The following is a 14,030-nucleotide window of genomic DNA, read 5'->3' as shown; positions in this document are numbered from 1 at the left end:
CGGAGCGCGGACCGGGGCAGAGTCGAAAACCGGTGCGGCGCCGAGCGTGGAAGGGGTTGCCGGATGCCGTTTTTCGACGGGGCTCGGGGGCGCCTGCACTATCGGCAGTGGCTGGTGGAGCGGCCGCGGGCGGTGCTCGCGCTGCTACCGGGCACCGGTCAGCACAGCGGGCACTACCACCGCTTCGCCCGCGGCCTCGCCGCCGCATCGATCGAGGCGTGGGCGCTCGACGTGCCGGGTCAGGGCCTGAGCGAGGGCGATCCGCGGGCGCCCGGCACGCCCGCCGAACTGGCCGCCGACGCGCACGCGTTCGTCACGCTGGTACGCACCCGGCGTCCCGGGACGCCGCTGATCGTGGCCGGTCATTCGCTCGGCGCGGCCACCGCGCTGACCGCGCCGCCGGAGTGCGCGGGCCTCGTCCTCACCGGAACCCCGCGCCGGGCGATCGAATCCGGACCGGTGTTGCCGCCGAGTTTGCCGGTCCTGCTGCTGCACGGCGTCGACGACCGCCGCGCCCCTATCGATCCGATTCGGGACTGGACGACGCGGGCGCAATCGGTAGGGTTGCGGTTGCGCGAGTATGCCGATGCCGGGCACGATCTGCTGCACGAACCGGTGCAGGCACAAGTCACCGCCGACATCGTGGAGTGGATCCAGGGCGTCGTCGCGGAACCGGTGCGCCCGTGATGTGAGCACGAGAAAGGGGGACCGGTGCGATCGCAAGAACCGGGGGACCTGCGTAGTGATGTCGCGGCCCTGACCCAGGCGGTCGACGACGGTCGGCTGTGGATCGACGGCGTGCTCGTCGCCGAGGGCGTGCACGAGCGCTGTGCCCGGCGCTACGAACAGCTCGCCGATCAAGTGGAGCAACAGATCCGGACGCTGCGCGCGGCCGCGTCGCTGCCCGGATTCGGCGGCTTCGAATCGGGCAACGCGCTGCGCCGCGGCTTCGAGGACAAGGCGGCGCAAGGCGCGGAGCGGCTGCAGGAGTACGCCGATGCCGCCCGGCAGCTGGCGCAGGCGCTGCGCGCGGCGGCCGCCGCCTACACCGAGGGCGACGCGGAGATGTCCGCGGTGATCGGGCGCGTCGGCGCCGATACGGTGGGGGTGGGCCATGCGTAGGATCAGCGGAAATCAGGCCGCCGAGCCCGATCCCGACTACTCGCCGACGGTCGAGGTCTTCGATCGGATGCGCTACGACGAGATCTATCGCGGTGTGCTGCAAATGAATCCCGAGGTGCTGACGGCCGGTCGGCAGACCTGGCAGAACGCGGCCGCCGGGGTCGGCGACGCGGTTCAGCAGGCGCACGCGGAGATTCGCGGCGCCATCGCGGACGGCTGGCGCGGCAGCGCCGCCGAGCAGGCCGTCGTCGCGATGCAGGCCTTCGAGGAACTGGGACAGCATGTGGCCGACGTGATGTCGGCGGTCGCGCAGCGGCTCGGGCAGGCCAACGACGCCGCCGAGACATTGCGCGGTGCGGTGTCGAGGCCGGTGGACGTGGGCGCGGATCTGGAAGCGGCGCTGCTGGATCCGAAGCGCGCCACGCTCAATGTCGCCGCGCAGAAGCAGGCCGAGGGCCTGCGCCAGGACGTGGTCCGAGTGATGGACACGGTGTACGCGGGCGCGTTCGTGCCGACCGGCAACGGTGTGCCGGGATTCCCGCAGGGCGGAATGTACCCGGCGCCCGAGGAACCGGGCCCCGGGCCCGGTGTCGACAGCGGGCCGGACGCGACCGATTCGCTGGCGGGGCCGGATGCCGTCATCGCCGGTGTCCCGAATGTGACTGTGCCGCAAGTTGTCAACGGCGAGCAGATAGCCGAATCCGAAGACAATTCCGGCGATCCGGCCGAGCCGGGTGACGACACCGTGGCTCCGGCCGCGGTCGCGCCCGCCGCGGCGACTACCCCCGCCGCCGTGGCCGCCGCGGAGCCCGTGGCGGCCACGGCGTCCGACCGTCCGGCGGCGGTGGCTCCGGCAAGCGTGGCGAATACAGTTGCGCCGCAAGGCATACCGGCTTCGGGCCGGGCCGCCGCGGCGGCGCCCGCGCCGGGCGCGGTGGCGGTGGTGGCTCCGCGCCGGCCCGCCGGGGCGGCCACCACGGCGCAGAGTTCCGAGGATCAGCGCAAGCGCGAGGATCAGGAGCAGCGCCACGAACCGACCTCCGACGCCGTGGGCGGGATGGGCGCCGGCGTGGTCGGCGGTCTGGCGGGCAGTGCGCTGGCCGCCGGTGACGCCGTCCGCTCCGGCCCGGGTATTCCGGTGCCGCCCAAGCGTTCCCAGTACGACGAGGACGACGACGAGGAGTACTACGATTTCGACGAGCCGACCTACCTGGAGCCGGCCGAGCCCGGCACCGAGCTGGTCGGTCAGCTCGATCCGACCACGCCGCCGGTGGTCGGCGAATGGGCCGAGGACTACTGACGGCCGGATGAGCGAGATCCCTTCGACCGAGGCGGGCCGCCGCCGGTGAGATGGACCCTCACCCCGGACCAGTTCGCGCTGGCCTGGGAGCGGACCGACGGCGACCGGATCCCGTATCCGCTGGCGGTGCGCCTGTCCGCCCGGGACAGCGCCGAACGCGCCGCCCAGCTGCCCGCCCTGCGCGAGTGGTGCGACAACACGCTGGACCCGGATCTGGAGGCGGCCCTGCGGGTCCTGTCGCGCCCGGCGATCCAGGTGGAGGTGGTCGGCGAGCACGGTCCGGCCGGACAGGTGCAGCCGGTGCGGGTGCTCGGTGCGACCGCGGGGCAGGTCACGGTGGTCGCGGCGCAGCGCGCGGGGGACAGCCCCGACCGCGGTTCCGACGTCCGGCTGTTCGTCGGAGCCCCGAAAGTTCTTGCGGCGCGCGTGGTTTCGGTGCTGCCGGAGAATTCTCCGGGCGCCGGTCCGCGGCACACCGCGCCGCTGGACCGCGTGCGGGAGGACAGCCGGGATCTGGTGACGGTGCCGGTCGCGGGTCCGACGATCTCGGCGCGGATGCGACGGCTGCTCCGGCAACCCCGTGACGGTATCGGCCAGATCGTCGTCTCGGCTCGCCGCGCCGACGGGTCCATGCGCCCCCTGGGCGTGCTCTGCTGGATCAATGTCGCGGGCGACGGCCGCTACACGGTGCGCACCCGCGCCGAGGTCGACATCGTCCCCGTGAACGCCGAAGCCTTTGCCGCCCAACTCCGCCCGCTGGTCGCCGCCGCCGAACGTCTGGTCGCCGAGCCCGCCGATTGGTGAGTGCGCGTCGGCGTCGGCCCGGCCGAAGCGTGCCGGACAGGAGGCGCTATTCCCGGCCCTCTCTCGGACCGGGATTGTGTTCGGGAACCCCCGATCGGATGATGTCGATCACTTCGTCGTCGCTCAGTTGGTGGAAGTCCTCGTAGGCGCCGCCGACGCCGCCGAGCACGCGGGGCACCAGGGGACAGACCGTCTCGTCGGCGAGCTTGCCGACTCGGTGCAGGGCCTCGGGGGAGGAGACGGGCACCGCCACAATGATCCGGCGGGGTTCGAGCAGTCGGACGATGCGGCACGCCACCGCGGCGGTCGCGCCGGTGGCCATGCCGTCGTCGACGATCACCACCGTGCGGTCCCGCGGCGTGACGGGTGGTGCGTGCGCGCGCAGAATCCGTTGGCGGCGTTGCAGTTCCGCGTGTTCCAGTTCCTCGGTCTCGGCCAGCTGGGCCGGTGTCACGTCGGTGTGATCGACCACGTCCTGGTTCAGGACCCGCAGGCCGCCTTCGCCGATCGCGCCCATGGCCAGTTCGGGCTGCCAGGGCACGCCGAGTTTGCGTACCAGCAGAATGTCGAGGTCGCCGCCGATCACCGCGCGGACCGCGACCGCCACCGGCACCCCGCCGCGCGGCAGTCCGAGCACCAGCGGGTCCGACGCCCGCAGGTGCAGTAGCGACTCACCCAGCGCGCGACCGGCGGCGGCGCGATCCGGATAGATCATGGTCTGTCCAGTCTAGCCGTGTGCGCTGGTCACTACCCGGGCTCGACGGTGAACCGGCGCAGCGACAGGCTCGGATTGGTGGCGCGCACCTGCTCGAGATACGCGAGATCGACTCGGGCCGTGGCGATTCCGGCCGTCTCGCCGAGTTCGGCCAGCAGCGTGCCGGCCGGGTCCACGATCATCGAGGCGCCCGCGCCGCGCGGCCCGGCCTGATCGGCGGCGGCGACGTAGACGGTGTTCTCGATCGCGCGGGCGCGCAGCAGCGTCGTCCACTGGTCGACCTTCGCCGGGCCCGGAATCCATTGCGCCGGAAGCAGCAGCACGTGCGCACCGGCCGCGGCGACGCGCCGGCAGCCCTCGGGGAAGCGCAGATCGAAACAGGTCTGCAGGCCGAACACCACGCCGTCGACGGTGAAGACGGCCGGGTCGGTGATCTCGCCCGGCAGCACCACGTCCGACTCCCGGAATCCGAAGGCGTCGTACAGATGTACCTTGCGGTACACCGCCGCGAACTCGGCGTCCGGCCCCGCCGCGACGAGCGTGTTGTAGATGCGGTCGGACTCCCCGCCGCCGGGCGCCTCCACCACGCCCGCCACCAGGTGCACCCCGAATTCGGCTGCCAGGCCGCGCAAGCCGTCGACCCACGGCCCGGTGATCGGTTCTGCCGCCTCGACCACCCGCCGATCCAGCCGGGTCACCGCGAACATCGAATACTCCGGCGCGACCACCACCCGCGCGCCGTGCTCGGCCGCCGCGCGCACCTGTTCGCGCAGCGTCGCCAGGTTGGCGTCCTTGTCGGTGTAGGGGCCGAACTGCACCACCGCGACATTGATGGACGGGGCCGGTTCCGGAGTCTCCGCGGGCGCGGCGGCCCCGCCGGGTTCCAGTCCGGCGGCCGGCGGCCGGGGTGCGCCCGCGGCCGTCGCCCCCGAGTAGCTGACGACCACCGACGTCGCTTCGCCCCGTGCGCCGGGCTCGGATCCGGTGGTGGTGGCGGAGTTCGCGGGTGCGCCGGTGACGCCGGGCACGGTCGGCTCGTGCGGTTGCATAGGTCTCACCGTATTGGCCCGAGGGTCGGGGCGGCCACCGCCACGAAGTAAAGTACTGGTCAATGAGCACCTCACCGGTCGACAGTGGTTCCTTCGCCGACGACGAGAGGGACGTAACCGACCCGTCCTTCGCCGATCTCGGTATCGACGATCGCATTCTGACAGCGATCGCCGATGTCGGCTACGAGTCACCGTCGCCGATCCAGGCGGCGACGATTCCGCCGCTGCTCACCGGGGCCGACGTGGTCGGTCTGGCGCAGACCGGAACGGGCAAGACGGCCGCGTTCGCCATTCCGATCCTGATGGGTCTGGAGAACCGCGGCAAGGCCCCGCAGGCGCTGGTGCTGGCGCCCACCCGCGAGCTGGCGATCCAGGTGGCGGAGGCCTTCGGCCGCTACTCCGCGCATCTGCCCGGCGTGCACGTGTTGCCGATCTACGGCGGCCAGAACTACGCCGTGCAGCTGTCCGGACTGCGCCGCGGCGCCCAGGTGGTGGTCGGCACCCCCGGGCGCGTCATCGACCATCTCGAGCGCGGCACGCTGGACCTGTCCCAGCTGCGGTACCTGGTGCTGGACGAGGCCGACGAGATGCTCAAGATGGGTTTCCAGGAGGACGTCGAGCGGATCCTCGCCGACACCCCGGCCGAGAAGCAGGTGGCGCTGTTCTCCGCGACCATGCCGGGGGCGATCCGCAAGATCTCCAAGCAGTACCTGAAGGAGCCGGTCGAGATCACGGTCAAGGCCAAGACCGCGACCGCGACCAATATCGGCCAGCGCTGGGTGCATGTATCGCACCATCGCAAGTTGGACGCCCTGACGCGCATCCTCGAGGTCGAGCCGTTCGAGGCGATGATCATCTTCGTGCGCACCAAGCAGGCGACCGAAGAACTGGCCGAGAAGCTGCGTTCGCGCGGCTATTCGGCGGCCGCCATCAACGGCGACATCGCGCAGAACCAGCGCGAGCGCACCATCGGCCAGCTCAAGTCGGGTGCGCTCGACATCCTGGTCGCCACCGACGTGGCCGCGCGCGGGCTGGACGTCGACCGCATCTCGCACGTGGTCAACTACGACATCCCGCACGACACCGAGTCCTACGTGCACCGCATCGGCCGGACCGGTCGGGCCGGGCGCAGTGGTGAGGCGCTGCTGTTCGTCGCGCCGCGCGAACGCCGCCTGCTGGACGCGATCGAGCGCGCCACCCGCCAGCCGCTGACCGAGATGCGGCTGCCGAGCGTGGAGGACGTCAACGCGCAGCGGGTGGTGAAGTTCCACGACGCCATCACCGAGAATCTCGCCTCGCCGAATCTGGCGCTGTTCCGCAAGCTGATCGAGGACTACGAGGCCGAGCACAACATCCCGCTGGCCGACATCGCCGCGGCGCTCGCGGTCGGCGGCCACGACGGCGACAACTTCTTCATGGAGCCCGAGCCGGAGCCGGAGCGGCGCGAGCGGGGACCGCGCAAGTTCGACGACCGGGAACGTCGCCCGGAGCCGAGCGGGACCGGCCACCACCGTGCCACCGGTGCGGAGATGGCGACCTACCGGATCGCCGTCGGCAAGCGTCACCGCGTGGTGCCGGGCGCCATCGTCGGAGCGATCGCCAACGAGGGCGGTCTGCGGCGCAGCGACTTCGGCCACATCAGCATCCGGCCCGACCACAGCCTGGTGGAACTGCCGGCGGACCTGCCGCCCGAAACCCTGGACGCGTTGCGCCGCACCAGGATCAGCGGCGTCCTGATCCAGCTGCAACCCGACCAGGGCCCGCCCGGCCAGCGCCCTCTCGGCCGCGCCCCGCGCCGCCCCGAACGCCGCCCGGATCGCCGCAAGCCCCGCTCCTGACCCGCGCTCCGCGTACCGGCCTGTTATTCGAAACCGTGACGCGGAGATGCCGATGCGGGTGACGCGCGGAAGAAACTGTCCCGCATTTCCGCGGGGCTCATCGCATAGCGCTGTTGGAATGCCGCTCGGAAACCGCTGAGGGATCCGAATCCGGATGCGAACGCGATGTCGCCGATGGGGCGGTGTGGATCGCGCAGGCGCAAGAGAGCCTGATCGAGACGGCGGAGACGCAGCAATTTCCCGGGTGTCGTCCGGCCGGTCTCTTTCAACGCCGAGGTGAGGGTGGTGAGCGAGCAGCCCAGGTGCTCGGCGATCGCCGCCGGGGTGAGGTTCGGGTCGTCCGAATGTGTGTGGATATGGATGCGGGCACGCTCGGCGAGGGCGGCGCGGCCGTGCAGTTGGTGCGCACGGTCCTGATCCAGTGCGGATTCGAGCAGGTTCAGCAAATGGCGGCTGCCTTGGATGAATTCGCTCGCGGTCATCCTGCCGGCGAATCGGGCGAGGATGCGGAGCTGGGTGGCCAGCATGGCGATCAGGGGCCGATCCGGTGTCAGGGTCAGGGGTGCGCGGCCGCTGAGCTGCCCGATGACCGGGCCGTCGGGGATGGTGAGAATGAGCGCGCGGGCGTGCGCCGCGTGGGCCAGTGCCATGGGCGCGTCCATGCGGATCAGTCCGAGTTCTCCGGTGCCGATCTCGGCGATCTCATCGGCCTGCGACAGGCTGATCCGGCCATGTGTCGGAAGGACGAGCCTGCCGCTGTGGTCGTCGTCGCCGCGGGCATGCCGGGCGGTGCGGCGGTACCGGATCGTGTCCGAGGCGAAGGTGACGAGCTGCTGGTCGGCGCAGCGCTGCACCGTGGTCGAGCCGGAAAAGTCCTGCACGGACACGAAATCGAATGCCATGCGACCGTGGTTGTGCTGCACGTGAGCTTCCCAGCACGCCGTGCGTTCGGCCGGCGGGACTGCGCGCGTGTCCAGCCCGGTCGCCAGGTATTCCGTCTCCACCTCGAGCCCCTGCGAAAATCTGTCGCCATACCCGTCGAAATCTGTTCGTACCACGGGTTATTCGCGTCCTAATCTCTGTCATTGTGCACTGATTCGACATCCAGCGCACCACTCGACGAGGAGGCGTGAGCGATCGTGAAAATAGCCGATATCGGTGGTATCGACGTGGCTTACCAAGACGAGGGACCGCAGGACGGCATCCCGATCGTTTTGTCGCACAGCCTGTTCTTCGACTCGTCCATGTTCGAAGAACTCTCCGCCCGCTATGTGGCGCAGGGCTTCCGGGTGATCTCCTACGACCACCCGGGACAGGGGCGCAGCGGAGATACGACGACCGACCGTTTGACGGTCGATGCGCTCGCCACGACTGCCGCCGGCCTGATCGCCCGCCTCGATCTCGGACCCGTCCATTTCGTCGGTAACAGCCTCGGCGGAATGGTGGCCGTGCGTCTGGTGGCGCGCCGGCCGGAATTGTTGCGGAGCGCCGTGGCGTTGGGATCGTCGGCGCGATCGGAACTCAAAGTTGTCGAATACGCTCCGCTCGCTACGCATTTGACCGCGCATGGTGCGCGCGAACGCGCCGACATCATCCTGCACATCATGTTCGGAGACGACACGCTCGCCGAGGGCGGCGCTATGGTTCGGCGATGGCGTGACCATATCGCCGCGCTGCCGCCGCGGATCGGGCCTGCCGTGAAGGGCGTGATCTACCGCGGCGACACGGAAAACGAACTGCGCCTCGAACGTGCGGCCGGTGATCGCGTCGTTCCGGTGCTGGCCGTCGCGGGCGAGCAAGACCACGCATATGAACCGGCCATCGCCGCGGAGCACCTGGCCGCCGCCACCGCCGGACGTTCGGTCGTCCTCCCCGGCTGCGGCCACTCGGTGGGCCTCGAGAAGCCGCGCGAGGTATTCGAGGAAACCACCGCGTTCTTCGCGGAGACCGCCGCCTTGGGCACCGGATAGCGATCCGATCACCGGCCGAGTGGTAGGCGTCAGTTGTCGCCGGTGGGGGCCGCGTTGGTATCGGGGGCGGTCAGCTGGGCCTCGGTCGACGCGGGGCCGGGGGCGGACGGGGTGGACTGGCCCGGGCGGGTGGGTTCCGGCCTGGGGGCGTACGGATCGGTCAGGGGGTTGGGGTAGACCGTGACGACACCGATGGTGGGGGCCATGACGCAGGTGGCGCCGGGGTAGCCGATCGTGCCCCACATGCCGGCGACGATGGTCCCGGGTCCGCTGTCGACGGTCTTGGTCAGGCTGGGTGTCCCCGTGTCGGTGCGCTCGTCCAGCGTCGCGACTCCACTGCGCCCGTTGCCGGTGTTCAGCCAGGCCACGGTCAGGCCGGAGGCGGTGGGATAGCCCCACATGTTCGGGGTGGCCTGGAAGCGCACGGTGGCGTACTCACCGGCGATGCCGCGGTCGGGTCCGGGCACACCCGCGGCGCCGGCGACCGCGGTCAGCGAGATCGGGAAGTTGGTACCGCAGCCGAACGTGGGCGCCTGGTACCAGAACGGCGTGAAACCGCCCGCGATGTGGTCAAGCTTGGCGGCGGCGATCAGCTGTGCCGAATTCGCCAGCGCGCCGACACCTGCCTGCGCGGCGGGATCCGGGCCGACGACCGCGCCGAGCTGCTCGACGGCAGCATCGATCGGCGACGCGGCGGGTTCGGCGGCGACGCTGCCCAGCCCGGTCGCCACACTCATGCCGCAGGCGGCCGCGACGGCGGCCAGGCGTGCGAAGGTCTTGCCGTTCACTGGTCGTGCTCCCTCATCGTGAACTCCCACTCGCAGCAACGTACCAGCTCGGGGGTGGTGAGGTGGGCGCACCTGCCGGTCGCGGGCGGATTCGGCGGGAATCGCGGTGTGATCCAGGCGACAGGCTTAGATTACCGAAGGGTAGGTTTGATGCCGGACATTCGAACACGGTGGGAGACGCCCATGAAACTTGCCCTGTCACCCGACGAGGTGGCCTTCCGGGACGACCTGCGCCGGCTCTATCGCAGTGCGATTCCGGCCCAGATCCGCGAGAAGGTGGAGTTCGGGCGCGAGCTGTCCCGCGAGGACATCGTCACCTCGCACAAGACCCTGCACGAGCACGGCCTGGCCGTGCCGAACTGGCCGGTCGAGTGGGGCGGCAAGGACTGGACCCCGATCCAGCGCCACATCTGGGAAGACGAAATGCAGCTCGCGTGCGTACCCGAGCCATTGACGTTCAACGCCAACATGATCGGCCCCGTGATCGCCCAATTCGGTTCGCAGGAACTGAAACAGCGATTCCTGCCGCCCACCGCGGCCCTCGACATCTGGTGGTGCCAGGGCTTCTCCGAGCCCGACGCCGGTTCCGATCTGGCGGCGCTGCGCACCACCGCGGTGCGCGACGGCGATTCCTACATCGTCAACGGCCAGAAGATCTGGACCACGCTGGCGCAGTACGCGGACTGGATCTTCTGCCTGGTGCGCACCGACCCGAACGCGCCGAAGAAGCAGGCCGGCATCTCGCTGCTGCTGTTCGACGTCAAGACGCCCGGCGTCACGATCCGGCCGATCAAGCTGATCGACGGCCACCACGAGGTCAACGAGGTCTTCTTCGAGAATGTCCGGGTCCCCGCCGACCAGCTCGTCGGTGAGGAGAACATGGGCTGGACGTACGCGAAGTTCCTGCTCGGCAACGAGCGCACCGGCATCACCGGCGTCGGCCGCACCAAGGTCCGGCTCGCGGTGGCGAAGAAGTACGCGGCGCAGACGAAGGTGGCGGGCGGCACCCTGCTGGCCGACCCGGTGTTCGCCGCGCGGGTGGCGGAGCTGGAGAACGAACTCCTGGCGCTCGAGTTGACGCTGCTGCGGGTGGTGGCCAATTCCAGTGAGGGCAAGCCGAATCCGGCCTCGTCGGTGCTGAAACTGCGGGGCACCGAACTCCAGCAGGCCGCGACCGAACTGCTGCTGGACGTCGCGGGTCCGGACGCCCTGCCGGTCGGCGCCGCGGACATCGGCTCCCCGGACTGGGCGCAGCGCACCGGTCCCAGCTATCTGAACTACCGCAAGACCACCATCTACGGAGGTTCGAGCGAGGTGCAGCGCACCATCATCGCCTCCACCATCCTCGGATTGTGAGGCGCCGCCATGGATTTCGAACTCACCGATGAACAGGTGCTGCTCCGCGACACCGTGCGCGACCTGCTGGCGCGGGCCTACGACCCGGAAACGCGATTGAAGGTGCTCGAGACCGATCTCGGCTGGAGCCGCGAGGTGTGGTCGCAGCTGGCCGAATTGGGCGTGCTCGGGCTGAGTTTCGCCGAGGAGGACGGCGGCATGGGCGCCGGGCCGGTGGAGACCATGGTCGCCATGGAGGAGATCGGCCGGCGGCTCGCGCCGGAGCCGCTGCTGGACGCGGTGCTGCTGCCGGGCGGGCTGATCGCCCGCGCGGGCAGCGCCGAGCAGCGGCAGCGCGTATTGCCGGAAGTGGCGGCGGGCAATGTCCTGCTGGCCTTCGCGCACGAGGAGCCGGGATCTCGGTGGCCGGCCACCGAGGTGGCGACGCGGGCCGCGGCCGACGGCGACGGCTACTGCCTGACAGGCGTGAAAAACCCGGTGCCGCACGGTGATTGCGCCGACCGCCTGGTGGTCAGCGCGACCCTGCCGGACGGTGCGCTGGCGCTGTTCCTGGTCGCCGCGGACGACGCGGGCGTGGTGCGCAAGCCCTACCGGACCTTCGACGAACGCCGCGGCGCCCAAGTGGAATTCGCGTCGGCCGCGGCCGAACTGCTCGGCGACGCGACGGACAGCACCGGCACCATCGCGGCGGCGATCGGCACGGCGCAGGCCGGCCTGTGCGCGGAGGCCGTCGGCGCGATGTCCGAGGCGCTGCGGTTGACCACCGAATATCTGAAGACCCGCAAGCAGTTCGGCGTCCCGCTGGCCAAGTTCCAGACCCTGACCCAACGCGCGGCGAACATGTACGTGTCGCTGGAACTGGCCCGGAGCATGAGCCTGTACCTCACCGCGGCCCTGGCCGACGGCGATGTCGACGCGGCGGTGGCCTCCCGGGCCCGGTTGCAGGTCGGCGGCGCGGCCCGGCACATCGGGCAGGAGGCCGTGCAGATGCACGGCGGTATCGGCATCACCACCGAGTATCCGGTCAGTCACTACACGGCACGGCTCACGGCCGTGGAGCGGACCTTCGGCGGCGGGCTGGAACATCTGCGCGTGCTCGCCGACCGGATCGGGGACTACGGGCTCGTCGAACTCTGACCGGTCAGTTGCCCGATTCGTCCGACGACGGCTCCTGCTCCGCCGACGACTCGTGCCGGGTCGTGGGTGCGGGGCGGGTCGTCGTCGGACGGGTGGTGGTCGACCGTGTGGTCGTGGTGGTCGTAGGGACGGGTGCGGTGTCGTCGATCGCCTCGGTGCCACGGGCGGGTTCGCCCGCGGCGGGCGGAACGGGTTCCGCGCCGGGCGAAGTGGTCGGCACACCGGACAGCGTGCGGCGCGGCGCCGGGGGATTGACGGCGACCCGCCAGCTGGGCGAGGGCGGGATGAGCACCGCCTGCGCCGTCGTGCCAGGGGCCTTGGTGGTGACACCGCCGGGCGGCGCCGACTGGAGCCCGGCGTTCAGCGGGGGCGGCGTGACGTAGACGTCGCGCTGTCCGAGCCCGCACGATCCGACGAGTACCAGCCCGAGCGACACCGCGCCCGCGGCGAGCGCCGGGCCGGCGATCTTGGCATTCAGGCGGGGTGGCGACTCGTCGTCCACCCCGCGTCCCCCCGAACCCGCCCTGTTCTCCATGGGTGCGCCGCTCCTCGTACGTTTCCGGGTGGCCTCACCTTAAACGAAGGCGGGGCGGTCGGGCCAGACGAGTCCGGTTGCTCGGCAAGATACCCGAAAGTCATCTCAAACCACGGCGATTCACATATCGAATCGGTTACATACCCGCGTTTTGCGGCCGTGTCGTGTGACGTTTCGGCAACGGGCAACTAGCGTGTGAGCAAAGTTACACGTGAGACGCCTGAAGTTTGCTGATGACACTTGCTGAATCCGCAGATCGGCGGGCGTCATCGAGGAGTGGTGATGGGAGCGTACTCGACATCCCCGCTGCGCGCGGTAGGGCAGAACGATTCGGACACATCCGAATCCGGCCGCGCCGTCGGAGCGGTCGTCGCCCGGGTGGTGGCCTGGCTGATCTTCATCGGTGGGCTCACCGGCACGGTGCTGGGCATTGCCGGGCTGCGCGTGGAGGTCGCCGTCGCGGGCCTGATCCTGGCCTGCACCGCCGGGCTGGTCTTGCTCAAGCTGCGCGCGGACGGTGCCGAATCTGTGTGATCACACAGCGAAACTCGGTGGGCGACAGCGGATGCGGCGCTTACCGTAGGTAGGTATGAGGATCGAGCTGACCGACGACGCGGTGGCCTTCCAGCGTCGTGCGGCGGAGTTCCTGGGGCGGGATCCACTGCGCAATACGGTCGTCGCGACCGTCGTGGACAGTTTCGTCACCGGATTGTCCGCCGGCCCGGCCGTTTTCGCGGCGGTGCACGCCGACGGTGCGGTGATCGGCACCGGCATGTGTACCTCCGGGCACGCCGTCTATCTCGGTGACGTTCCCGACCCGGCGGTGCCGGAACTGGTGCGCGCCTTCGCGGAACGGGTTCCCGACGCGCCCGGTGTGGAGGGGCCGCCCGGGATCGCCCTGGTGTTCGCCGAGCAGTGGACGGCGCTGTGCGGCAGTAAATTTCGCCTCGATGTCGCCAGTCGGCTGTATCGGCTGGGTGCGCTCTCGATGCCGTCGGTACCCGGAAGTGCGCGGCGTGCGGGGGAATCCGATATCGGATTGTGCGCGCGCTGGTCGGAACAGATGCGCCGCGAGGAGGGTATCGGCATGAGCGCCGAAGCCATTCGCGCGCGCATCGCCCTGGGGCGATGGTGGCTGTGGGAGAACGGCGGCGCGACGGTCGCGATGGCCGCCTATCAGAGCCGGGCCTACGGCTGGACCCGCATCGGGCCGGTCTACACCCCGCCCGAGCGACGTGGGCGCGGCTATGCCAGTGCGCTCACCGCGCACGTGTCGAAACTATTGCGTGACAACGGCTCCGAGGTCTGCCTGTTCACCGATATCGCCAATCCGACCTCGAACAAGATCTACCGGGCGATCGGTTTCGAGCCGGTGCGCAACTTCGTGCACTACGAGTTCGTTTAGCGCACAACGTC

15 protein-coding genes are annotated in these 14,030 nt (G+C 70.3%); 10 read left to right on the top strand and 5 right to left on the bottom strand.

The window, feature by feature from the left end; genetic code table 11:
• Positions 1-63: 63 nt before the first annotated feature.
• The 4 genes from ACFMRZ_RS15745 to ACFMRZ_RS15730 are packed head-to-tail and all read left to right on the top strand — an operon-like array spanning position 64 to position 3,226.
• Positions 64-687, top strand: coding sequence for an alpha/beta hydrolase (locus ACFMRZ_RS15745; protein WP_400179747.1), 624 nt, complete (start codon positions 64-66; stop codon positions 685-687).
• 24 nt (positions 688-711) lie between these two features.
• Complete coding sequence (locus ACFMRZ_RS15740) at positions 712-1,122, top strand: hypothetical protein (RefSeq protein WP_280276063.1); 411 nt, start codon at positions 712-714, stop codon at positions 1,120-1,122.
• The gene (locus ACFMRZ_RS15735; RefSeq protein ID WP_400179746.1) at positions 1,115-2,422 is read left to right on the top strand and encodes a WXG100 family type VII secretion target; all 1,308 of its coding nucleotides are present in this window, start codon (positions 1,115-1,117) and stop codon (positions 2,420-2,422) included. Before ACFMRZ_RS15740 ends, ACFMRZ_RS15735 begins: the two co-directional genes overlap by 8 nt.
• A 45-nt stretch (positions 2,423-2,467) precedes the next feature.
• Positions 2,468-3,226 carry an ESX secretion-associated protein EspG gene (locus tag ACFMRZ_RS15730; protein WP_400179745.1) on the top strand — a complete coding sequence of 253 codons (759 nt, stop codon included), beginning with the start codon at positions 2,468-2,470 and terminating at the stop codon, positions 3,224-3,226.
• Between the two features lie 46 nt (positions 3,227-3,272).
• Here ACFMRZ_RS15730 and ACFMRZ_RS15725 read toward each other — a convergent pair whose 3' ends face one another.
• Complete coding sequence (locus ACFMRZ_RS15725) at positions 3,273-3,941, bottom strand: phosphoribosyltransferase (RefSeq protein WP_400179744.1); 669 nt, start codon at positions 3,939-3,941, stop codon at positions 3,273-3,275.
• Between the two features lie 32 nt (positions 3,942-3,973).
• Positions 3,974-4,828 (bottom strand): carbon-nitrogen hydrolase family protein, encoded by an 855-nt coding sequence (locus tag ACFMRZ_RS15720; protein ID WP_400182875.1) that lies wholly within the window; start codon positions 4,826-4,828, stop codon positions 3,974-3,976.
• Between the two features lie 224 nt (positions 4,829-5,052).
• Between ACFMRZ_RS15720 and ACFMRZ_RS15715 the strand changes: the two genes are divergently transcribed.
• A complete protein-coding gene (locus ACFMRZ_RS15715) occupies positions 5,053-6,828 on the top strand; it encodes a DEAD/DEAH box helicase (protein ID WP_280276067.1) in 1,776 nt (591 codons plus the stop codon).
• Positions 6,829-6,851: 23 nt separating this feature from the next.
• Here ACFMRZ_RS15715 and ACFMRZ_RS15710 read toward each other — a convergent pair whose 3' ends face one another.
• Positions 6,852-7,832 (bottom strand): helix-turn-helix transcriptional regulator, encoded by a 981-nt coding sequence (locus ACFMRZ_RS15710; RefSeq protein ID WP_400179743.1) that lies wholly within the window; start codon positions 7,830-7,832, stop codon positions 6,852-6,854.
• Between the two features lie 135 nt (positions 7,833-7,967).
• Here ACFMRZ_RS15710 and ACFMRZ_RS15705 point away from each other — a divergent pair, with 135 nt between their 5' ends.
• Complete coding sequence (locus ACFMRZ_RS15705) at positions 7,968-8,798, top strand: alpha/beta fold hydrolase (protein ID WP_400179742.1); 831 nt, start codon at positions 7,968-7,970, stop codon at positions 8,796-8,798.
• A 29-nt stretch (positions 8,799-8,827) separates the two neighbouring features.
• Here ACFMRZ_RS15705 and ACFMRZ_RS15700 read toward each other — a convergent pair whose 3' ends face one another.
• Entirely contained in the window at positions 8,828-9,586 is a 759-nt protein-coding gene (locus tag ACFMRZ_RS15700; protein WP_400179741.1) for a hypothetical protein, read from the bottom strand.
• 183 nt (positions 9,587-9,769) lie between these two features.
• Between ACFMRZ_RS15700 and ACFMRZ_RS15695 the strand changes: the two genes are divergently transcribed.
• Both ACFMRZ_RS15695 and ACFMRZ_RS15690 read left to right on the top strand, forming a co-directional pair.
• A complete protein-coding gene (locus ACFMRZ_RS15695; RefSeq protein WP_400179740.1) occupies positions 9,770-10,942 on the top strand; it encodes an acyl-CoA dehydrogenase family protein in 1,173 nt (390 codons plus the stop codon).
• Between the two features lie 9 nt (positions 10,943-10,951).
• Positions 10,952-12,079 carry an acyl-CoA dehydrogenase family protein gene (locus ACFMRZ_RS15690; protein WP_400179739.1) on the top strand — a complete coding sequence of 376 codons (1,128 nt, stop codon included), beginning with the start codon at positions 10,952-10,954 and terminating at the stop codon, positions 12,077-12,079.
• Between the two features lie 4 nt (positions 12,080-12,083).
• Here ACFMRZ_RS15690 and ACFMRZ_RS15685 read toward each other — a convergent pair whose 3' ends face one another.
• Positions 12,084-12,614, bottom strand: a complete 531-nt coding sequence (locus ACFMRZ_RS15685) for a hypothetical protein (protein ID WP_280271407.1) — start codon at positions 12,612-12,614, stop codon at positions 12,084-12,086.
• A 282-nt stretch (positions 12,615-12,896) separates the two neighbouring features.
• Between ACFMRZ_RS15685 and ACFMRZ_RS15680 the strand changes: the two genes are divergently transcribed.
• Together ACFMRZ_RS15680 and ACFMRZ_RS15675 are read left to right on the top strand one after the other, a co-directional pair.
• On the top strand, positions 12,897-13,148 hold the full coding sequence (locus ACFMRZ_RS15680) for a hypothetical protein (protein ID WP_280271406.1): 252 nt from the start codon (positions 12,897-12,899) through the stop codon (positions 13,146-13,148).
• A 55-nt stretch (positions 13,149-13,203) separates the two neighbouring features.
• The gene (locus ACFMRZ_RS15675; RefSeq protein ID WP_400179738.1) at positions 13,204-14,019 is read left to right on the top strand and encodes a GNAT family N-acetyltransferase; all 816 of its coding nucleotides are present in this window, start codon (positions 13,204-13,206) and stop codon (positions 14,017-14,019) included.
• Positions 14,020-14,030 lie beyond the last annotated feature (11 nt).

Origin of the sequence: Nocardia sp. N2S4-5 (assembly GCF_044628355.1) — a bacterium.
GTDB lineage: Bacteria > Actinomycetota > Actinomycetes > Mycobacteriales > Mycobacteriaceae > Nocardia > Nocardia wallacei_B.
Note: the sequence above shows the minus strand (reverse complement) of the source record. Positions and strands in the feature narration are given on the sequence as shown.